The organism is Phascolarctobacterium succinatutens CAG:287 (genome assembly GCF_000434895.1).
In the GTDB taxonomy this organism is placed as follows: domain Bacteria; phylum Bacillota; class Negativicutes; order Acidaminococcales; family Acidaminococcaceae; genus Phascolarctobacterium_A; species Phascolarctobacterium_A succinatutens_A.
In genome coordinates, this window is the sequence record NZ_FR892795.1 from 19,634 (window position 1) to 39,950 (window position 20,317).

17 protein-coding genes and 1 pseudogene are annotated in these 20,317 nt (G+C 48.9%); 6 read left to right on the forward strand and 12 right to left on the reverse strand.

Going from position 1 to position 20,317, the window contains the following annotated elements; translation table 11 throughout:
* Nucleotides 1-75 precede the first annotated feature (75 nt).
* Nucleotides 76-936 carry a methionyl aminopeptidase gene (locus BN587_RS06195; protein ID WP_021720279.1) on the reverse strand — a complete coding sequence of 287 codons (861 nt, stop codon included), beginning with the start codon at nucleotides 934-936 and terminating at the stop codon, nucleotides 76-78.
* A 176-nt stretch (nucleotides 937-1,112) separates the two neighbouring features.
* Here BN587_RS06195 and BN587_RS06200 point away from each other — a divergent pair, with 176 nt between their 5' ends.
* Nucleotides 1,113-1,757: a DedA family protein gene (locus BN587_RS06200; protein ID WP_021720280.1), complete on the forward strand. Its 645-nt coding sequence runs from the start codon at nucleotides 1,113-1,115 to the stop codon at nucleotides 1,755-1,757.
* Between the two features lie 103 nt (nucleotides 1,758-1,860).
* On the forward strand, nucleotides 1,861-2,898 hold the full coding sequence (locus BN587_RS06205; protein WP_021720281.1) for a threonine aldolase family protein: 1,038 nt from the start codon (nucleotides 1,861-1,863) through the stop codon (nucleotides 2,896-2,898).
* Nucleotides 2,899-3,107: 209 nt separating this feature from the next.
* Here the strand turns inward: BN587_RS06205 and BN587_RS06210 are convergent, their stop codons facing one another.
* Nucleotides 3,108-4,307: an alanyl-tRNA editing protein gene (locus tag BN587_RS06210; RefSeq protein ID WP_021720282.1), complete on the reverse strand. Its 1,200-nt coding sequence runs from the start codon at nucleotides 4,305-4,307 to the stop codon at nucleotides 3,108-3,110.
* A gap of 128 nt (nucleotides 4,308-4,435) precedes the next feature.
* Between BN587_RS06210 and BN587_RS06215 the strand changes: the two genes are divergently transcribed.
* Together BN587_RS06215 and BN587_RS06220 are read left to right on the forward strand one after the other, a co-directional pair.
* A complete protein-coding gene (locus BN587_RS06215) occupies nucleotides 4,436-5,098 on the forward strand; it encodes an HAD hydrolase-like protein (RefSeq protein WP_021720283.1) in 663 nt (220 codons plus the stop codon).
* A gap of 32 nt (nucleotides 5,099-5,130) precedes the next feature.
* Nucleotides 5,131-5,823, forward strand: a complete 693-nt coding sequence (locus BN587_RS06220) for a metallophosphoesterase (RefSeq protein WP_021720284.1) — start codon at nucleotides 5,131-5,133, stop codon at nucleotides 5,821-5,823.
* 119 nt (nucleotides 5,824-5,942) lie between these two features.
* On the opposite strand, the gene BN587_RS06225 is transcribed toward BN587_RS06220, so the two are convergent.
* The 8 genes and pseudogenes from BN587_RS06225 to clpB form a co-directional block, all read right to left on the reverse strand.
* Entirely contained in the window at nucleotides 5,943-7,454 is a 1,512-nt protein-coding gene (locus BN587_RS06225) for an IMP dehydrogenase (RefSeq protein ID WP_009146068.1), read from the reverse strand.
* A gap of 121 nt (nucleotides 7,455-7,575) precedes the next feature.
* Nucleotides 7,576-8,853 (reverse strand): phosphoribosylamine--glycine ligase, encoded by a 1,278-nt coding sequence (gene purD, locus BN587_RS06230; protein WP_021720285.1) that lies wholly within the window; start codon nucleotides 8,851-8,853, stop codon nucleotides 7,576-7,578.
* A 2-nt stretch (nucleotides 8,854-8,855) separates the two neighbouring features.
* On the reverse strand, nucleotides 8,856-9,449 hold the full coding sequence (locus BN587_RS06235) for an mGS-like domain protein (RefSeq protein WP_021720286.1): 594 nt from the start codon (nucleotides 9,447-9,449) through the stop codon (nucleotides 8,856-8,858).
* Entirely contained in the window at nucleotides 9,446-10,051 is a 606-nt protein-coding gene (gene purN, locus BN587_RS06240) for a phosphoribosylglycinamide formyltransferase (RefSeq protein ID WP_009146065.1), read from the reverse strand. The genes BN587_RS06235 and purN overlap by 4 nt, the downstream gene beginning before the upstream one ends.
* Nucleotides 10,044-11,105 carry a phosphoribosylformylglycinamidine cyclo-ligase gene (gene purM / locus BN587_RS06245; protein ID WP_021720287.1) on the reverse strand — a complete coding sequence of 354 codons (1,062 nt, stop codon included), beginning with the start codon at nucleotides 11,103-11,105 and terminating at the stop codon, nucleotides 10,044-10,046. The genes purN and purM overlap by 8 nt, the downstream gene beginning before the upstream one ends.
* 14 nt (nucleotides 11,106-11,119) lie before the next feature.
* A complete protein-coding gene (gene purF, locus BN587_RS06250) occupies nucleotides 11,120-12,565 on the reverse strand; it encodes an amidophosphoribosyltransferase (protein ID WP_021720288.1) in 1,446 nt (481 codons plus the stop codon).
* Between the two features lie 146 nt (nucleotides 12,566-12,711).
* Complete coding sequence (purE, locus tag BN587_RS06255) at nucleotides 12,712-13,233, reverse strand: 5-(carboxyamino)imidazole ribonucleotide mutase (protein ID WP_009146062.1); 522 nt, start codon at nucleotides 13,231-13,233, stop codon at nucleotides 12,712-12,714.
* Between the two features lie 271 nt (nucleotides 13,234-13,504).
* A pseudogene (gene clpB / locus BN587_RS06260) lies at nucleotides 13,505-16,077 on the reverse strand (ATP-dependent chaperone ClpB).
* Between the two features lie 339 nt (nucleotides 16,078-16,416).
* Between clpB and BN587_RS06265 the strand changes: the two are divergent.
* Entirely contained in the window at nucleotides 16,417-16,779 is a 363-nt protein-coding gene (locus BN587_RS06265) for a CidA/LrgA family protein (RefSeq protein ID WP_021720291.1), read from the forward strand.
* Nucleotides 16,776-17,492 (forward strand): LrgB family protein, encoded by a 717-nt coding sequence (locus tag BN587_RS06270; RefSeq protein ID WP_021720292.1) that lies wholly within the window; start codon nucleotides 16,776-16,778, stop codon nucleotides 17,490-17,492. Before BN587_RS06265 ends, BN587_RS06270 begins: the two co-directional genes overlap by 4 nt.
* A gap of 64 nt (nucleotides 17,493-17,556) precedes the next feature.
* Here the strand turns inward: BN587_RS06270 and BN587_RS06275 are convergent, their stop codons facing one another.
* Nucleotides 17,557-17,817, reverse strand: coding sequence for a hypothetical protein (locus BN587_RS06275; RefSeq protein ID WP_021720293.1), 261 nt, complete (start codon nucleotides 17,815-17,817; stop codon nucleotides 17,557-17,559).
* 142 nt (nucleotides 17,818-17,959) lie between these two features.
* A complete protein-coding gene (locus BN587_RS06280; RefSeq protein ID WP_021720294.1) occupies nucleotides 17,960-20,317 on the reverse strand; it encodes a homocysteine S-methyltransferase family protein in 2,358 nt (785 codons plus the stop codon).

Genomic DNA, 20,317 nt, shown 5'->3' on the forward strand with positions numbered 1-20,317 from the left:
TGCTATCTATTTGCCCAAGCTGCAGGACTCAGGCGCAATTTAAAGATTAAGGCTGCCTGCACAGCCGCCAAGCCATTAATAACTCAAAATCTCCGGACCGTTTTCGGTAATCAGAATCTGATGCTCCCATTGAGCGGAAAGACTGCCGTCACAGGTATAAACAGTCCAGTTGTTGGCTTCGTCAACAAAGATATCTCTGTGTCCCATGTTAATCATCGGCTCAATAGTAAAAATCATTCCCGGTACAAGCACCATACCGGTTTTGCGTTTGCCTACATGGCAGACGAACGGATCCTCATGGAACTCTACGCCAACGCCGTGGCCGCCGAATTCTTCGACAACGGAATAGCCGTGCTTATGTGCCAGCTTGGAAACAGCAGCGCCGATATCTCCCAGAAACCCCCAAGGCTGAGCTGCTTCAATACCGCGCAGCAGACATTGCTTGGTAATTGCAACAAGATCTGCAGCCGGTTTTGCTACCTTACCAATCATAAACATGCGGGATGCGTCAGAATAATAGCCCTTGTAGATAGTAGAAACGTCTACATTCACAATGTCACCGCTGCGCAGTACGTCATGCTCGCTGGGAATGCCATGGCAAACCTGGTCATTGATAGAGGTACACACGCTCTTCGGGAAGCCCTCATAACCCAACGGTGCAGGGATAGCGTTATGCGCTACTGTATATTCGTAAACGATTCTGTCGATATCAGCAGTAGTCATACCTGCCTTAATATATTTGGCAACCTCATCCAATACACCGGTATTGATTTTGCAGGCTGCACGGATACCGGCAATCTGCTCCGGGGTTTTAATCATATCGCGGTCAGGAACCTCGCAGCCCTGAGCCTGCAGCAACGCAATTTTGGCATCATTCATTTTGTGGCAATCTGCATATACTTTACCGCTGCCACACCAACATAATTCTTGGTCCAAAGAAAACACTCCTTATCTAAATAATTGTTACAACTTGTACATTACAACCTTATAGCTTCTATTTTACCACATATTTAAGGGAAAAATCACATTTTTGGCTTAAAATTCTCTTACAACGTTCGGTTTTTTGTGTTAAAATTATTTTATATGACTCAATATTAAGAAAGGAAATTTTTATGGAAGCATATGCAATGTATTTTATCGATTTAATTCTGCACCTGGACAAGCATCTGCCGGAAATTATGATGGCCTACGGTCATCTGATTTACGCCATCCTGTTCATGGTAGTGTTCTGCGAAACCGGTCTGGTAGTCACCCCGTTTTTACCTGGCGATTCGCTGCTTTTCGCCTGTGGCGCCCTTGCCGCTGCCGCACCCGAAGGCATGGATATAAAAATTATCGTGCCCATCTTTTTACTTTCGGCTGTGCTGGGCGACGCCTGCAATTATATGATAGGCGAGCATCTCGGTATACATATGATTAAGAAGAATATCATTAAGAAGGAGCATGTCGACAAGGCCAGCGCATTTTATGACAAGCATGGTCATAAGGCAATTTTTCTGGCTCGCTTTGTGCCGATTGTGCGCACCTTTGCCCCCTTCGTTGCCGGCATCAGCAAGATGCACTACCTGACCTTTGCTCATTACAATGTCATCGGTGCCGTAGTGTGGGTATTTCTCTTCGTCGGCGGTGGTTACTTCTTCGGCAACATCCCTGCCATCAAGCATAATTTTACGCTGGTAACTTTGGGCATCATCGTCTTTTCCCTGCTGCCTGTGTTATATGAATTCGTAGGCAAGAAAATTTTAGGCAAGAAATAAGAAGGTCTTGGAATTTTGGTAACAGGCTCTCCCCAAGGAGAGCCTTTACACAGTTAAACTCCAAAGTACATATATAAATTTTAAAAATTGAGGGTGATTTAAAATGACTTATCGTTTTAACAGTGATTACACCGAAGGCTGCCATCCTGCAGTCCTTGAAAAACTCGTGCAAACCAACATGGAGCAGACCGATGGCTACGGCCTTGATCCATACTGCGACGAAGCGCGCACTTTGATTAAAAAAGCCTTTGATTGCCCGAACGCTGACGTACATTTTCTCGTTGGCGGCACCCAAACCAACCTGACGGTTATCTGCGCCGCCTTGCGTCCGCATCAGGCTGTTTACGGCGCTGTTCCCAGCCATATTAATACGCATGAGGCCGGTGCTATTGAGCATGTAGGCCACCGCGTACTGCCACTTCCGAGCGAGGACGGCAAGCTAACCGCAGAGCAAATCCGCCACGAATGGAAAATGTACGATACTGATCCCAGCCGTGAGCATTGGGCACAGCCGAAAATGGTTTATATCTCCCAACCGACTGAAATCGGCAGCATGTACAGCAAAAAGGAGTTGCAGGATTTATACCAGGCCTGCAAGGACTGCGGTCTTTACCTCTTTGTTGACGGCGCACGCTTAGGCTATGTTCTCGGCGCTCCCGACAACGATATAACTGCTGCGGATTTGGCAGCAAACTGCGACGTGTTCTATATCGGCGGCACCAAATGCGGCCTGCTCTTTGGCGAAGCAGTTGTTATTTTGAACGATGCACTCAAGCCCGACTTCCGCACCATCGCTAAGCAATGCGGTTCCATCATGGCCAAAGGCCGCCTGCTCGGCGTACAGTTCGGCGCACTTATGAAAGATGATCTTTACAGCAAAATCTGCGGTAAAGGCACACTGCAGGCGCTGAAAATCCGTGATGCACTGTTAGCCAAAGGCTTTAAGTTCGTTACCGAATCCCCCACCAACCAGCAATTTGTGATTATGACTCCGGCACAATTTGAAAAGCTGAGCGAGGAATTTGCTCTCAGCCATATTGCTTACCTGGAGAACGGCAATTACAGCGTGCGCATCTGCACCAGCTGGGCAACCAAAGACGAAGAGGTTGACAGACTTATTGCTATGATTAATGAGCTGTAAGCTTGACAGAACACGTAAATTTGCTATAATAAAGACAAAGAGAGACTCTGACAGTCGCGTGTCAGCCCTCTCTGTTGATTGTTGTTATTTGACAAAAGGCTGACATTGACCTCTAATGTCGGTCTTTTGTTATATTGTAAGCAAAATTACTTACGTTTAGACGAAAATAAAAAGACGGTCGCTTGACCGTCTTTTTTATTTTGCTCTTTTTACTTCAACTTTTCTACAACGCTCTGCAGCTTTTCCTGCCAGTCGGCGCAATAATCCGCACCGCCCTGCGCGCAGTCGCTCTTGCCGCCGCCACGGCCGCCAAAGGCTTCGTTGAGCAGCTTAATAACACTACGGCAATCGCCTGCAGTATCAGCCCCCAAAGCAACTGCGTAGCTGATTCGCTCAGGCTGCACTGCTACCAGAAGGCTCAGCGTGTTTTTCAAGGCAGTAACCTTCGGCAGAAAGGCTTTGATATCCTTGGCATCGTGACCTTCCATAGGCAAAGCCAAAACCTTTACTCCATCAGCATTCACCGGTGCAGCAGCATACGTTTCCTGCAACTTTTCTTCTTCAATCTTCAGCAGCTTGCTCTTGGCAATGTCAAGCTGTGCAAGCAAATCAGCTTTCTGCTTATTTACGGCAGCAGGTACCTGCTCAGGCTTTACGGAAAGACTTGCAGCGACGCTAAGTAATGTGCTGTTCTTGGCGTCCGCATCAAGCAGTGCTCTGCGGCCGCAGACAAACTCTACGCGGCAACCGCCCTTGTGCTTTTCATGGCGGATAACCTTAACGCTGCCTAACATTCCTGTAAACGGAGGATGCGTACCGCAGCAGGTACAGATATCGGCATCCTCAACGGAAACGATACGCAGCGTGCCTGTCAGCTTGCTGTTGAACTTACGCATTTTATCCTTCAGCTTGACAGCCTCTGTGCTGTCCATATAGCTGATATGTACCGGGCGATTCTCCCAGATAATCTCATTCGTATATAATTCTGCCTGCAGCAGCTCCTCGTCCGTCAGCTCCTTATCAAGGTCAATGAAAACATCGTCCTCATTCATATGGAAGCCGATATTGTTGGCCTTAAACAGCTTCCAGCAGGCGTAGGACAAAAGATGCTCGCCCAAATGCTGCTGCATTCTGTCCAAACGCACAGGCCAGTCCAGCACAGCCTCTGCCTCGGCGCCAACCTCCAACGGCTTGTCGCACTCATGGTAAATGTGACCATCCTTTTCACTTACATGGCTTACGACCGCATCAGCCAGATTACCTCTGTCACTCAGCTGACCGCCGCCCTCCGGAAAGAAAACCGTCTGGTCAAGCTCAACCAGATATTTGCCATCCTTAGGCGTGCAGGCCGTAACCTTCGCCACGCACTGTTTGAGCAAAGAATTATTTTCAAAAAGCTTAATTGTCATTTTTTATTCCCCCTCATGAAATCTATCTGTCTCTAATAACCATTATTGTATCACTAATTTGCTAAAGTGTGTTATAATCAGTTATACAAGTCCAAAAAAATTCTATTGAAGCGAATAAGGAGCAATAAATGTTTCAAAATTTACTCTTTGATTTAGACGGTACCCTGACAAATTCCGCCGAGGGTATCACCAAATGCGTACAATACGCATTGCGCGCTCAAAATATTGAGGAGCCTGATTTAAAAAAGCTGGAGGTTTTCATCGGCCCGCCCCTTCGCGACAGCTTTATCAAATACTACGGCATGACCAGAGAGCAGGCTGAAATCGGTGTAGAAAAATATCGTGAACGCTACACTGATATAGGAATCTGGGAAAACAAGGTTTATCCCGGTATTATGGAGCTGTTGGCTGACCTGCAGCAGGATGGCCGCCGCCTCGGCATGGCTACCGCCAAGCCGGAGGTTTTTGCACTGCGAATTGCCGAACGCTTTGGCTTCAACCCCTATCTGGAAGATATAACAGGCTGCAGCCTGGACGGCAAAACAGACAAAAAAGCTTTGGTAGTTGCCGCCGCTTTGGAAAAATGGCAGCTCACTACGCCGGAAGCTAAAAATACTGTAGCACTTATCGGTGACCGCCGTGAAGACGTTCTTGCAGCTCACGCCAACGGCATCGCCTGCATCGGCGCAGGCTTCGGCTTCGGCAGCTACGAGGAGCTCTCGGAGGCAGGTGCCGATTACTATGTTGCCGATGTCCCGGCATTAGCACGCTTCCTGCTGAGCAAAGCGTAAGAACGAATTTAACACGCAAAGGTGATAATATTATGCATATTTACGCAATCGGTGACCTGCATTTATCAGGCGAACCGGCAAGCAAGCCAATGGAGATTTTCGGCGAGCATTGGCGCAACCATAAGGAAAAGATTGCCGCTAATTGGCAAAACACCGTAACCGCACAGGACACCGTTATTGTCTGTGGTGATATTTCCTGGGCCATGACACTTGAGGAAGCGGCACAGGATTTAGACTGGCTGGCGCAGCTTCCCGGACGCAAGCTGCTGCTGCGCGGCAACCATGATTACTGGTGGAGCAGCCTGAGCAAAATGCAGCAGCGTTACGGCGCTCATTTCGAATTCCTGCAAAATGACTGCATTATGGTAGAAGATATTGCTGTCTGCGGCACCCGCGGCTGGCTGCTGCCCTCAGCCGAAAGCTTCAGTGACGCCGACAGAAAAATCTATAACCGCGAAGCTATCCGTTTGGAGCTTTCCCTGCAGCAGGCACATAAAACGCAGGCGCAGCAGATAATTACGGCCTTTCACTATCCGCCGCTCTTTGCACGCACGGAGCACACCTGCTTTACTAATCTGATGCTGCGGTACGGCGTGCAGCACTGTGTCTACGGCCACATTCACGGTGAAAACCACATTCCAGTTTTTGAAGGATTGCGCGAAGGAATCAACTACAAGCTGGTTTCCTGCGATACACAAGGCTTTCAGCTTTACAAGGTAATATAACAGTGAAACTTCGCTGATAAACAGACAGGCTCCCCTGAATGAATCGTTCAGGGGAGCTTTTTGTATACAAAAACAAGCCCTCGAATTTCTTCGAGAGCTTGCCATTTACGTTCATTTAATTATTTAGGATAGTTGCTGTTGGAGTTTTCTTTCAGCATAACGTCATGTGCGCCGCCTTCAACCAGGCTGGTTGCGGAAACCAGAGTAAGCTTAGCCTTCTCCTGCAGCTCGCGGATGTTCAGAGCACCGCAGTTGCACATGGTGGAACGAACCTTAGCCAAGGTCAGGTTTACGTTATCCTTCAGGCTGCCTGCGTACGGAACGTAGGAGTCAACGCCTTCTTCGAAGGACAGCTTAGCTGCGCCGCCCATGTCATAGCGCTGCCAGTTACGTGCACGGCTGGAGCCTTCACCCCAATATTCCTTCATGTAGGTGCCGTTAATGTTAACCTTATTGGTCGGGCTTTCGTCGAAACGAGCGAAGTAACGGCCAAGCATCATGAAGTCAGCGCCCATAGCCAGAGCCAGAGTCATGTGGTAATCATAAACGATACCGCCGTCGGAGCATACAGGAATGTATACGCCGGTTTCTTCAAAGTATTCGTCACGAGCCTTGCAAACATCAATCAGAGCAGTTGCCTGGCCACGGCCGATACCTTTTTGCTCACGGGTGATGCAGATGGAACCGCCGCCGATACCAACTTTAATGAAGTCAGCGCCAGCCTCAGCCAGGAAGCGGAAGCCTTCAGCATCTACTACGTTGCCTGCGCCAACCTTAACGCTGTCACCGTAGTGCTCACGAATCCAGTCCAGGGTGATTTTCTGCCATGCGCTGTAGCCTTCGGAGGAGTCAATGCAGAGTACGTCAACACCTGCATCAATCAATGCGGGAACACGCTCAGCATAGTCGCGAGTGTTGATACCAGCGCCAACGATGTGGCGTTTTTTGCTATCCAGCAGCTCTAACGGATATTCCTTATGAGTTGCATAGTCTTTACGGAATACCATGTACAGCATACGACCGTCATCGTCAACGATAGGCAGAGTGTTGAGTTTTTTCTCCCAGATGATATCGTTAGCCTGTTGCAGAGTGGTATCCTTCGGAGCATAAACCATTTTATCAATCGGAGTCATGAAGTCACGAACCTTAGCATCCATAGACATACGGCTCGGACGATAGTCACGGCTGGTAACAATGCCTTCCAGCTTGCCGTTAGCGGTACCATCGCTGGTAACAGCAACAGTGGAGTGACCGGTGCGTTCCTTCAGTGCCAAGATGTCAGCCAGAGTGCTGTCCGGACGGATATTGGAGTCGCTGCTTACAAAGCCTGCGCGATAGCCTTTAACACGAGCAACCATAGCAGCTTCGTCCTCTACGGATTGAGAACCATAGATGAAAGAAACGCCGCCCTCTTTGGAAAGAGCTACAGCCAGCTTTTCGCCGGAAACAGCCTGCATGATAGCAGAAACCATCGGGATGTTCATAGTAATTGCCGGTTCTTCACCTTTTTTGTATTTAACCAGCGGCGTACGCAGGTCTACATTGGCGGGGATACATTTTTCGGAGGAATAACCGGGAACTAACAGGTACTCACTAAATGTGTGAGCAGGTTCATCATAATAAAAAGCCATTCTTTCATCATCCTTTTCTTAATAATTTTTTGTTTACCACAGCCAAAGCAATTGTTAATCATGTAACATAATTACTTGAAAAAATTGCTTTTCTGCGGTCCGAGTAGGTATTTTATCTATTTTACCTCTTTAAGGCTCTCCATGCAATATCTTTTCTGCAAAAAGCGCCATTAAAATTAATTTTTTCTACAGCAGCATAGGCACGGTCACGTGCAGCCTTGATATTTGCGTCTACGGCAGTTACACCCAATACACGTCCGCCGTTGGTAAGAACCTTAGCACCATCAGCCTTTGTACCTGCGTGGAATACAACAACGTCTTTATCTGCAGCAGCGTCAGCCAGACCAGTAATTTCCATGCCCTTAGCATAGCTTTCAGGATAACCGCCGGAAGCCATTACTACGCATACAGCAGCCTTGTCATACCAGCCGAAGTCTACCTGATTCAGAGTACCGGTAGCGCAGGCCAGCATAATTTCAGCCAAATCGCCGTCAAGCAGAGGCAATACTACCTGAGTTTCGGGGTCACCGAAGCGGCAGTTGAACTCTACAACCTTCACGCTGTCACCCTTGATCATCAGGCCAGCATAGAGGCAACCTTGATAAGGCATGCCTTCTGCTGCAATGGCAGCTATAACGGGTTTCAGAATCAGCTCAGTTGCTTTTAAACGCAATACGTCGGTCATAACCGGAGCGGGAGCATAGGTGCCCATACCGCCGGTATTAGGACCTTCGTCACCGTCAAATACGCGCTTGTGGTCCTGAGAAGCAATCATCGGCACAATGGTTTTGCCGTCGGTAAATGCCAGGAGAGAAGCCTCCTCGCCTTCCATGTATTCTTCCAGAACGAGGCGTGCGCCTGCATTGCCGAATTTATGGTCAGCCATCATTTCGTCGATAGCGTCAAGTGCCTCCTGCTTAGTCATAGCAACGACAACACCCTTGCCAGCTGCAAGACCATCAGCCTTAACTACGATAGGAGCACCCTTTTCTTCAACGTAAGCCTTAGCGGTTTCAATATCCTCGCAAATTTTGAAGAAAGCGGTAGGAATATTGTATTTTGCCATCAGCTCTTTGGAAAATGCCTTGGACCCTTCCAGCTGCGCTGCAGCCTTAGAAGGACCGAACACCGGCAGACCGCGGCGTTTGCAAACGTCCGCAAGACCTGCAACAAGCGGTGCTTCCGGACCTACAACAGTCAGGTCAATGCTTTTTTCCTCAGCGTAATCTGCTACGCCCTCCAGATTCTCAACATCCAGAGCAATGCATTCGCATTTAGGCAGCAGTGCCATGCCCGGGTTGCCGGGAGCAGCATAAATTTTTTCAACCTTAGGGCTTTGCGCCAGCTTCCACGCTAAAGCGTGTTCGCGGCCGCCGCCACCGATTAATAAAATATTCATGGTTATTTCTCCAGTTGCTTCTTCAGATATTCGCTGATCATTGCATCGTATTCAGCAGTATGAGTGAAGGCTTCCAATGCCAGCTCCTTACGGGTGCGTGCATCAACGTCGCCTTCTTTAGCGAGCATTTCCATTAAGCCTTCGTAACGGCTCGGATAAGTTACGATAACAACGTCCTTGAAGTTTTTAGCGCTGGCACGTACCATTGCCGGACCGCCGATATCAATGTTTTCAATTGCCTCAGCCTCGGTTACGCCGGGTTTGGCAACAGTTTCGCGAAAGGGATAGAGGTTAACTACAACCAGGTCAATCGGGGTGATGTCATGCTCAGCCAAAGCCTTCATATGCTCCGGATTGCTGCGTACAGCCAGGATTGCGCCATGAATTTTCGGATTCAGAGTTTTTACACGGCCATCCATGATTTCCGGGAAGCCGGTTACATCACTTACATATGTTACAGGAATGCCTGCTTCCTTAATAGCCTTCATGGTGCCGCCGGTAGAAATAATTTCTACGCCGTTGTCACTAAGGAATTTTGCCAGCTCTACAATGCCGGTTTTATCACTAACGCTTAATAATGCTCTTTTAATTTTCATGCTTTAACCTTTACCTTTCTGCCTTCGATTGTCAGCTTTCCTTCTGCCCAAAGCTTTAAAGCCTCCGGCATTGCGATATGCTCCTGTACCAGAATACGGTCAGCCAGAGTATCCTCGGTGTCGTCATCCATAACAGGAACAACCTTCTGCAGGATAATCGGGCCGCTGTCAGTGCCTGCATCGACAAAATGAACGGTGCAGCCGCTGAATTTTACACCGTAGTCCACAGCCTGCTTCTGGCCGTGCAAACCGGGGAAGCTCGGGAGCAGCGCCGGATGAATGTTAATAATCTTATGCTGCCATTTATTTACGAAATCAGCGCTCAGAATACGCATAAAGCCTGCGAGAACTACTAGCTCGCAGCCCTCTGCTTCTAAAGCAGCGTTGATTTTTGCTTCAAATTCTTCTTTGGAAGCGCAAGCCTTACGCTCTACGGCAACGGTTTTAATATCGGCCTTTTGCGCACGCTCCAAAGCAAAAGCATCAGGCTTATCGCTGATTACAACCGCAATTTCCAGCGGCAGATAGCCATCAGCGATACGGTCCATAATTGCCTGCAGATTGCTGCCGCGACCGCTTACAAGTACGCCGATTTTATGCACCGAAAACGCCGCCTTTCATAATCGTTTCTTTGTGTCCGGGAACAACCTTGCCCAGCTCATAGAAGGTTTCGCCCTCAGCCTTCAGGTGAGCGCGTACAGCGTCAACCTCAGACGGGTCAACAACCAATACCATGCCTACGCCCATGTTGAAGGTGCGGTACATTTCAGCCCAAGGTACATTGCCCCATTCCTGTAGCTTTTTGAAGACAACAGGAACTTCCCAAGCCTCGGCATTTACCTCAGCATCGCAATCTTCGGGCAGAATGCGGGGAATATTATCATAGAAGCCGCCGCCGGTGATATGTACCATACCGTGCAAATCGAAGTTTTCAATCAGCGGCAGGCAGGTTTTCGGATACAGACGAGTCGGAGTCAGCAGCTTTTCGCCCAAGGTGCAGCCAAATTCCGGTACTTCGGTATCCATAGTATAACCCATAGCCTCAAAGCAGATTTTGCGCACGAGGGAGAAGCCGTTGGAATGCACTCCGCTGGAGGGCAGGCCCAAAAGCACGTCGCCGGCCTTAACCTTGTCACCGGTAATCATTTTGCTCTTCTCAACTACGCCAACACAGAAGCCGGCGATATCGTATTCGCCTTTGGAGTAGAAGCCGGCCATTTCGGCAGTTTCGCCGCCGATAAGAGCACAGCCGCTTTCCTTGCAGGCATTGGCAACACCCTTAACGATGTTGGCAACCTTTTGGGAATCAACCTTATCTACTGCAATGTAATCCAGGAAGAACAAGGGCTCTGCGCCTTGTACCAGGATATCGTTGACGCACATTGCTACAGCATCCTGACCGATAGTATCATGCTTATCAGCCATGAAAGCCAGCTTCAGTTTAGTGCCTACGCCGTCAGTACCGCTGACGAGCACAGGCTCCTTGTATTTGCCGCTGTTTAAAGCAAACAGGCCGCCGAAACCGCCCAGGTCACCGATAACCTCAGGTCTGTAGGTAGCGCGTACGCTGTCCTTCATTAATTCTACTGCTTTATTACCAGCATCAATATCTACACCGGCATCAGCATAAGTAAGTTGTTTCTTTTCCTCGCTCATGAGCCTTCCTCCTGTTATTCAATAATGCTTTCAGGTTCTGCTTTGATTACACTATCTGCGTTATCGGGATATTTAGCGCTGAAGCAGGCACAGCACAAACCTTCGGGGTCAATTTTATCAATAGCACGTTTCATGCCATCCAGAGAAATATAATGCAGACTGTCTGCCCCAATATAACGGCAGATTTCATTTTCCGTGCAACGTGCCGCAATCAGCTCCTTGCGTTCGGAGGTATCAATACCATAGTAGCAGCTGTCTGTTACCGGGGGAGAAGAAATGCATACATGCACTTCACGTGCACCTGCCTCTTTCAGCAGTTTAACAATCTTGCCGCTGGTAGTGCCGCGAACGATGGAGTCATCGACCATGACAACAGATTTGCCTTCTACAACGCTGCGTACCGGGTTCAGCTTCAGACGTACGGCATTAGCACGTTGCTTTTGCGTCGGCTGAATAAAAGTACGGCCTACATAACGGTTTTTGGTAAGACCTTCCAGGAAGGGAACACCGGCCTCCATAGCATAGCCGATTGCCGCCGGAGTACCGCTGTCAGGAACGGAAATAACGATATCCGGATGAATATCAGGAGTTTCCTTAGCCAGCTCGCGTCCCATCTGGATACGTGCATCATATACAGATTGGTTGTCGATGATACTGTCATTACGAGCAAAGTAAACATATTCAAAAATACAGTGCGCAGGCTTTGCCGGTTTGTTTTCAGCCCACATCATGCTGCGCGGTTCGGAGTTATCGCTGTCGATAATAATCATTTCGCCGGGCTTAACATCGCGTACCAGCTCTGCACCAACCAAGTCAAAAGCGCAGGATTCGGAAGCAACGCACCAGCCGTTTTCCATCTTGCCGAGTACCAGCGGACGGAAGCCGTAGGGATCGCGTACTGCGATAATTTTGTTATCAGTCATCAGCAGAATAGCAAAAGCACCCTTAATCTGGTTAACAGCCTCTGCTACACGCTCTTCAATAGTCGGACGTGCACTGTAGGCAATCAAGTTCAATACAACCTCACTGTCAACAGTAGTGTTGAACACAGCGCCTTCCTTAGCCAGGTTAGCACGCAGCTGACCGGCATTAGTCAGGTTACCGTTATGGCTCAGAGCCAGGTTACCACCGTCAAAATAAACCTTCAGCGGCTGAATGTTATACGGCATGCTGGCACCGGTGGTGGAATAACGTACGTGGCCGATAGCCGCATAGCCCTGCAAATCAGCAACTCCATCTTTGAAGACATCGGCAACCAGACCCATGCCCTTTTTAATTTTCATACGCTCGCCATCAGTTACAACAATACCGGTACTTTCCTGGCCACGATGCTGCAGCGCATACAGGCCCCAATAGGTGTTGAGTGCTACATCCTCATTATGGCTGAAGATACCAAAGACACCGCACTCCTCATGCAGCTTGTCTTCGCTAAAATTTTGCTCCTCGAAAATCTGCTCCACAATTTTTCTCCTTAATTTTAGTTTTTAGTTGTCAATTGTCAGTTATTAGTGGTTAGTTATAAGTGATCAGTGATCAGTAATCAGTAATTAGTTATTAATGTTTAGCAGTCAGTTTCTATTCACTATCCACTACTCACTATTCACTATTACAGGTGTAAGTCCTTGAACTCCTGCGCAGGAACGCCACGCATGGAAGCCAGCTTTTCACCCTTAGCTCTTACTTCTTCACGCATTGTTGCACGATGCTCTGCCAGTTTTTCTACCAGCTCCGGATATTTGACTGAAAGAATCTGAATCGCGAACAATGCAGCATTCTTAGCACCATTGATAGCCATCGTTGCAACAGGTACACCGGAAGGCATCTGTACAAAGCTCAGCAGTGCATCCATACCAGCCAACGGTGTTGCATTAATAGGAATACCGATGACAGGAACGGTAGTAAAGGCAGCGATGAAACCACCCAGATGAGCAGCTGCGCCGGCTGCGGCAATAATTACCTCTACGCCACGGTCACGGGCACCCTTAGCAAAGTTCTGTACTACGTCCGGAGTACGGTGAGCGGAAGCAACTACTACTTCAGTTTCAACGCCAAACTCCTTCAGAGTTTTTTCTGCAGCCTCAAGTACAGGCCAGTCAGAATTACTACCCATGATAATTGCAACTTTCATTGAAATCTACCTCCCAAAAATTACTTGTAGAAACAATAAAACCCAAGCAGAAAGCTGTTCAGTTTCGAAATCCTGTGCAAAATCTAACCCGGGTTCTCAATCACTTAAATAATTCACTTTAATTATACCAATCCAACGCGTAAACGTCAAATAAACTGTGAACTTTTTAACAGTTTTTTAGAAAATCGTTCGGGAAACTTCGGGGTGAAGAAAAAAGCGCCCTCTGCTGCCGCTTTCACGGCAGCAGAGGTCGCTTAAACCCAAAGCTGTTTTATTTTACGACAACGTCAATTGCATCGTTTACCAACACAACCTCAACCTTATCGCCATTTTTAATTTCGCCTGCAACAATCTTCTTGCCCAGGATGTTTTCAACAGTGTGGACAATCAGACGTTTCAACGGACGAGCACCGAAGGCAGGATCAAAGCCGGCCTTTGCCAGGAAAGCAACAGCCTCGTCAGTATAAGTAAGCGTCAGCTCAAGCTGCTTGTTCAGACGGTCGCCCAGTTCATGCAGTACCAGTTTAACGATTTCCTTAATCTGTTCTGCCTGCAGCGGTTTAAACACAACGATGTCATCAACACGGTTCAGGAATTCCGGACGGAAGAAGTTCATCAGCATCTGCTGAATCTTTTCTCTATCCATAGAGCCCTGTGCTTTCATAATCTCGTTGCTGCCAAGGTTACTGGTCATGATAATCAAAGTATTCTTGAAGTCAACGATACGGCCTTTACCATCAGTCAGACGGCCATCGTCCAGAACCTGCAGCAATACGTTAAAGACATCTGCATGTGCCTTTTCGATTTCGTCCAACAGGATTACGCTGTACGGATGACGGCGTACAGCCTCGGTCAGCTGACCGCCTTCGTCATAGCCGACGTATCCGGGAGGCGCACCGATCAGACGAGATACGGTATGCTTCTCCATGTATTCGCTCATATCAATACGAACCATGTTGCGTTCATCATCAAAGAGCACCTCGGCCAAGGTCTTAGCCAGTTCGGTCTTGCCGACACCGGTAGGACCAAGGAAGATAAAGGAACCAATCGGACGATTAGGATCCTTGATACCGGCACGCGCACGGATAACAGCCTCGCTGACAGCCTTGACTGCTTCATCCTGACCGATAACATGCTCGTGCAGGATTTCCTCCAGATGAACCAGTTTAGCACGTTCACCGGTGCCTAAGCGAGCAACAGGAATGCTTCACCGATGCCTAAGCGAGCAACAGGAATGCCGGTCCAGGTGCTGACAACTTTGGCGATATCCTCTTCGTCAACCTCTTCCTTGAGCATAACATTGTCATTGCCGTTTTCATCCTTCTTGGACAAAGCAGCCAATTCCTTCTGCAGCTCAGGCAGACGGCCGTATTTCAATTCAGCCATCTTGTTCAGGTCATAGTCGCGCTCAGCCTGCTCCATCTGGTTTTTCACAGCATCAATTTCTTTCTTTACCTCACGTACGCGGGCAATAGAAGCCTTTTCTGCATCCCAGCGTTTAACAAGCTCGTCATTTTCCTTACGCAGCTTTGCCAGCTCCTCATTCAGCTTAGCCAAACGCTCCTTGGACTGAGCATCTTCCTCTTTGCCCAAAGCCTGAGCTTCAATTTCCAGCTGCAGGATACGACGTTTGCTTTCATCAAGCTCGGTCGGCAGCGAATCAATTTCGGTACGCAGACGGGCAGCAGCCTCATCTACCAGGTCAATAGCCTTATCAGGTAAGAAACGGTCATTGATATAACGGTTAGAAAGCACAGCAGCAGCCACCAGAGCAGCGTCTTTAATGCGCACGCCATGATGTACCTCATAGCGCTCACGCAGGCCGCGCAGGATGGAAATTGTATCTTCAACGCTCGGCTCCTTAACCATTACCGGCTGGAAACGACGCTCCAGCGCACTGTCCTTTTCAATATACTTACGGTATTCGTTCAGCGTAGTTGCACCGATGCAGCGCAGCTCGCCACGTGCCAGCATCGGCTTCAGGATATTGCCTGCATCCATAGCACCTTCAGCAGCACCGGCACCGACAACGGTATGCAGCTCATCAATAAACATGATAATCTGACCGGCGCTTTCGCTGACAGCCTTCAATACTTTTTTCAGACGCTCTTCGAATTCACCACGGTATTTGGCACCGGCAACCAAAGCCGCCAGGTCCAGAGCATACAGGGTTTTATTCTTCAAGCTTTCCGGTACATCACCGGCAACAATACGTCTTGCCAGACCTTCAACGATGGCAGTTTTACCAACGCCTGGCTCACCGATAAGCACCGGATTATTTTTCTTACGACGCGAAAGGATTTCAATCGTACGACGGATTTCCTCATCACGGCCGATTACCGGATCCAGTTTGCCTTCTTTAGCTTTTGCCGTCAAATCCTGGCCGTATTTTTCCAGCGTCTTTTTAGTTTCATCATTTGCTTCGCTATTTTGATACTGCATAAATGCCGCCTCAACTTTTTTCTTGTCTATACCATATTTACGGAAGAGCGATACTACATCGCTGTCACCGTCACTTGCCATAGCCGCAACCAGCTGGCCGATGCCGATTTCTTCCTTACTTTGTCCCAGAATAGCCATTACTCTGGCAAAGCCGGTACCCATCATCAGCTGACGGTCCTGACCTTTTACTCCGGGGATTTTTTGTACTAAAGCCTTAGCATCCTTGCTGAAAGCATTTTCATCAATGTGCAGGCTCTGCAGCAAATATTTAAAGAAGCCGTCGCTGCCGCACAATGCTGCCAGAACATGTGCCGTTGTCAGCTCCTGGTGATAGTTCATAACTGCCTGCTGCTGAGCAGCCTCCAATATAGCCTTTACCTCTTCACTGTAGCGTTCATTCATCACGCTGCACCTCCTTCTATCAGGTTCAATAGCGGTCAATAACAGAATGGAGTTGACTCTTTTCCATTTCCGGACCACTATTCACTTTCTAATTGCTATTATATCAGTAAAAGTCAAAAAGTCAAATAGTTTTCTGTGTTAATTCAGTGAAAAATCACCGTCATTTTGTTGACATATTGTTATGTTTGTGGCAATATTAATAACATGTCGTTCTGTCGGCCAAGTACTCTTTACCCCAAAGACCAGCGGCACACCCCGGCCGTTTTGACCTTTATGCGTACTTCCACCAACAGGTCTATAATTATATTATTTGTCATGTTTTTACGAGGAGGAACCAAAATGTCACCTACCAGCTTATTGCGCGGTATTGCCTTTTTGCTGCTTTTGCAATGGGTATCCACGCTTATCATCAACGCCCTCGGCGTACCCTTTCCGCCCGCTCTTTTGGGAATGCTGATTTTAACGGCACTTCTCTGCGGCAACGTTATTCCGGCAAGTTCCATCGAGGGCATCTGCGATATCCTGATTTCCAAAATGGGTATGCTGTTTTTACCGGCAGGCGTCAGCGTTATATTATATGTAGATGTTATCAAAGCTGAGCTGCTGCCTATCACAGTTACCATTATCGTCTGCAGCATTGTTGTTTTGGCTGTCACAGCTTTCTTTATTGAAGCAATGCTTAAAGGAAAGGAGAGTCAATGATGCTTTTTCCCGACGCTTTACTTAATTCACCGCTCTTTGGCATCGGTCTGACGGTTATCCTGTACGCTATCAGCGAAATCATCATCGACCGCTTCAGTCTGAACATCATTCCGCCCTTCGTTATCGCCTGCCCTCTGGTCATCGCCGTCATCGTTCTGGCGCCAGGCGTAGAGTACAAGCAGTACGAAGCAGGTGCGGAATTCATTAACTTTCTTTTAGGACCGGCAACCATCGCTCTGGCCCTGCCCCTGTACAAGAACCGTGAAATTATCATGGCCAAGGCCGGTGCTATTACCGGCGGCGTTACATTGGCAACGCTTTCGGCTATCATCGTCGTTTACTTCTGCGGCAAGGCCATGGGTACCAGCGAGCAGGTTCTGCTTTCGCTCATTCCCAAATCCATTACGACACCAATCGCCATTGATGTTTCCAAAACCATCGGCGGTATTCCGGCGTTGACTACTGCTGCTGTTATCTTCACCGGCATGCTGGGTGCAACCTTCAATCACAAGCTGCTGCGTCTTTTGGGAATCAAAAACCATTTGGCTGCCGGTCTTGCTATCGGCGCCTCCAGCCACGGCCTCGGAACCAGCGTCTGCGCCAATGTCAGCCCCGTTCAGCTGGCTATCGGCGGTGTAGCGATTGCCCTTACCGGCATCAGCACCTCTATATTGGCACCGATTTTACTGCCGATTTTAAAAAGCATCTGGTAAGCAGATAAAGCAAAAGCCCAAATTCTCACATACATTTCATGTGGGGATTCGGGCTTTTTTGTTTTTAGAGATGCGGAATAATCCCGCGCAGCTCGGAAAAGATTACTGCCGCCTTATCTGCAGGATAGACACTGCACGGCAGCTGCCGCAGATCCTCCGTGCGCCAGCCTTTGTTTTCTTCCGCCAGCTTGGTCAGTGCTTCTTCCAAATCATGTGCCAGCACAACAGCAATCGCATCAAGATAAAATTCGCTGTTGACGCAGGGCTCATCAATCATACTGTGGCTGTGATATGTTTTGTTGTGTCGCCAAACGTAAATGTTCATGCAGCATCCCTCCGTTCATAGTGATATTTGTTTAATTCTTGGGAGGGAGCGGTTTTTCCTGCTTAAAGACCCCAAAGTCGAAATAACGTAAAAAAGGACTACCACGCTAAGCATGATAGTCCTCAAATTATCTGCATATAAATTATTTGCCCAGTATTTCGTTGACGTAGTTTACCGCACTGACAGCGTTCGGTGCATAATGCTCGGCACCGATGGTATCAGCGTATTCCTGCGTGAGCACCGCGCCGCCAACAACAACCTGACAGTCACATTCATTATGCAACGCAGCAATAGTTTCTTCCATCGCACCTACTGTTGTGGTCATCAGAGCAGATAAGCCTACAACCTTGGCATCTGTCTTTTTAGCAGCCTCTACAACTGCTTCCACAGGCACGTCCTTGCCCAAGTCAAGCACGCGATAACCATAGTTTTCCAGCAGTACCTTAACGATGTTTTTGCCGATATCGTGGATATCACCGTGGACGGTAGCAATAATCACTGTTTCTCCCTGAGTTTCGCCCACGCCGACAGCCTCGCGGATAACTTCAAAGGCAGCCTTCGCCGCATCTGCGCTCATCAGCAGCTGCGGCAGGAAGAGAGTTTTCTTTTCAAAGCCATGGCCAACAAAATCAAGCGCCGGAATCATATACTTGTTGATGATATCCAAAGGCTTTTCGCTTTCCAGAGCCTTGGCTGCTGCCTGACGCGCAGGTCCCTGCAGTCCTTTGACAATGGCATCGTAAAGACCCATTTCGCTTACTGTTGTTGCCGCAGCCTTCGGTGCATCTGCATAATGCTGTACGTATTCCTTGCAGCCCTCGTCATAGCCTGCTAGCGCACGATAACCGTAATAAGCATCCATCATCGGCTTGCTCTGCGGATTGATGATGCCGCAAGAAAGGCCTTCTGCCATCGCCATGCTGAAGAAGGTGCTGTTGACAGCATCACGGCCTGGCAGACCGAAGGAAATATTGGAAACACCCATGACTGTATTGATGCCGCGCGCTTTCATGGTGCGGATAACCTCACAGGCAATCGCCGCATTTTCGGCACCGGTGGAAATCGTCAGTGCCAGCGGGTCTACAACTATATTGCGGCTTTCAATGCCATATTCGGCCGCACGGGCGATAATTTTTTCGGCCACGGCAATACGTCCTGCGGCAGTAGCGGGAATACCGCTGTCATCAAGGCACAGTGCAACCAGCACAGCACCGTATTTTTTAGCCAGCGGCAGCACATGCTGCAGGCTGTCCTCCTTGCCGTTGACGGAATTAAGCATCGGCTTGCCGTTATAAAGGCGCAGTGCTTTTTCCATTGCTTCGTAATTAGATGTATCAATCTGCAGCGGGGTATCGGTAATCGCCTGCAGCGCCGGCACAGCCTTTGCGGCCATTGCCGCTTCGTCAATGCCCGGCGTTCCAACGTTAACGTCCAGAATCTGCGCGCCTACGCCAATCTGCTCCAGACCGAGGCGGCACACATAATCAAGGTCGCTATTGACCAATGCTTCCTTCAAACGCTTTTTGCCTGTAGGATTGATGCGTTCACCGATAATTATAGGACCTTCGCCCAAATGCACGGCCTTGCCGTAGGAGGATACCGCTGTCAGACGGCAATCGCGCTTACCTCCGGGTTGCAGAGTTTTGCATTTGGCAATCATCTGCGCAATATGCTCCGGCGTTGTACCGCAGCAGCCGCCGACGATGCTTGCTCCCTTGCCTGCCAGCTCGTACATCAGCTCCGCATATTCCTCGGGGCCGACATCAAAGCAGGTTTTACCGTCACGCTGCACCGGCAGACCGGCATTCGGATTGATAATCAGCGGCAGGCTGGTTGCCGCCAGCATCTGCGGAAATAATTTACCCACCTGCACCGGTCCCAAACCGCAGTTAAAGCCGATGGCATCTACACCCAGGCCTTCGCACATCAGAGCGGCAGCCTCAACCGTAGCACCGGTCAACAGCTTGCCATCCTCATCAAAGGTCATGGTCACACAAATCGGCAAATCACAGTTTTCCTTAGACGCCAGAACCGCAGCCTTGATTTCATAGGTGTCGCTCATCGTTTCGATAAGAATCAGATCCGCACCGGCAGCAGCGCCGTAACGTACCATTTCGCCGTAGGCTTCTACTGCCTTTTCAAAAGGCAAATCGCCATAAGGAGCCAACAGCTTGCCTGTCGGTCCCAAATTCAGCGCAACAAATTTATTTTCCCTGCCACCGCAGGCCTTCTTGGCAATCGCCACAGCCGCTTCGATGGTTTCCTTGCAATCCAGGCCGGAGCCTGCCAGCTTCAACGGATTAGCGCCGAAGGTATTGGATTTTACGATATTGGAGCCTACATCAAGATAACTGCGATGCACAGCCTCTACAATATCGGGGTGTGTAAAATTCCAGCTTTCGGGCAGCTCACCCGGCTGCAGACCGCGTGCCTGCAGCTGTGTGCCGGTGGCACCATCAAAGAACAGCATTTTCTTGCCTAACAATTCCTTAAAATTCAT

Excerpts from the sequence above, each read along its gene's own strand:
- BN587_RS06235 (WP_021720286.1), bottom strand. The coding sequence starts at position 9,449 with ATGAAAATTAAAAGAGCATTATTAAGCGTTAGTGATAAAACCGGCATT.
- purE (WP_009146062.1), bottom strand. The coding sequence starts at position 13,233 with ATGAAAGTTGCAATTATCATGGGTAGTAATTCTGACTGGCCTGTACTT.
- BN587_RS06270 (WP_021720292.1), top strand. The coding sequence starts at position 16,776 with ATGATGCTTTTTCCCGACGCTTTACTTAATTCACCGCTCTTTGGCATC.
- BN587_RS06225 (WP_009146068.1), bottom strand. The coding sequence starts at position 7,454 with ATGGCTTTTTATTATGATGAACCTGCTCACACATTTAGTGAGTACCTG.
- purM (WP_021720287.1), bottom strand. The coding sequence starts at position 11,105 with ATGAGCGAGGAAAAGAAACAACTTACTTATGCTGATGCCGGTGTAGAT.
- BN587_RS06275 (WP_021720293.1), bottom strand. The coding sequence starts at position 17,817 with ATGAACATTTACGTTTGGCGACACAACAAAACATATCACAGCCACAGT.
- purD (WP_021720285.1), bottom strand. The coding sequence starts at position 8,853 with ATGAATATTTTATTAATCGGTGGCGGCGGCCGCGAACACGCTTTAGCG.
- BN587_RS06265 (WP_021720291.1), top strand. The coding sequence starts at position 16,417 with ATGTCACCTACCAGCTTATTGCGCGGTATTGCCTTTTTGCTGCTTTTG.
- BN587_RS06200 (WP_021720280.1), top strand. The coding sequence starts at position 1,113 with ATGGAAGCATATGCAATGTATTTTATCGATTTAATTCTGCACCTGGAC.
- BN587_RS06280 (WP_021720294.1), bottom strand. The coding sequence starts at position 20,317 with ATGAATTTTAAGGAATTGTTAGGCAAGAAAATGCTGTTCTTTGATGGT.
- BN587_RS06220 (WP_021720284.1), top strand. The coding sequence starts at position 5,131 with ATGCATATTTACGCAATCGGTGACCTGCATTTATCAGGCGAACCGGCA.
- BN587_RS06210 (WP_021720282.1), bottom strand. The coding sequence starts at position 4,307 with ATGACAATTAAGCTTTTTGAAAATAATTCTTTGCTCAAACAGTGCGTG.
- BN587_RS06215 (WP_021720283.1), top strand. The coding sequence starts at position 4,436 with ATGTTTCAAAATTTACTCTTTGATTTAGACGGTACCCTGACAAATTCC.
- BN587_RS06205 (WP_021720281.1), top strand. The coding sequence starts at position 1,861 with ATGACTTATCGTTTTAACAGTGATTACACCGAAGGCTGCCATCCTGCA.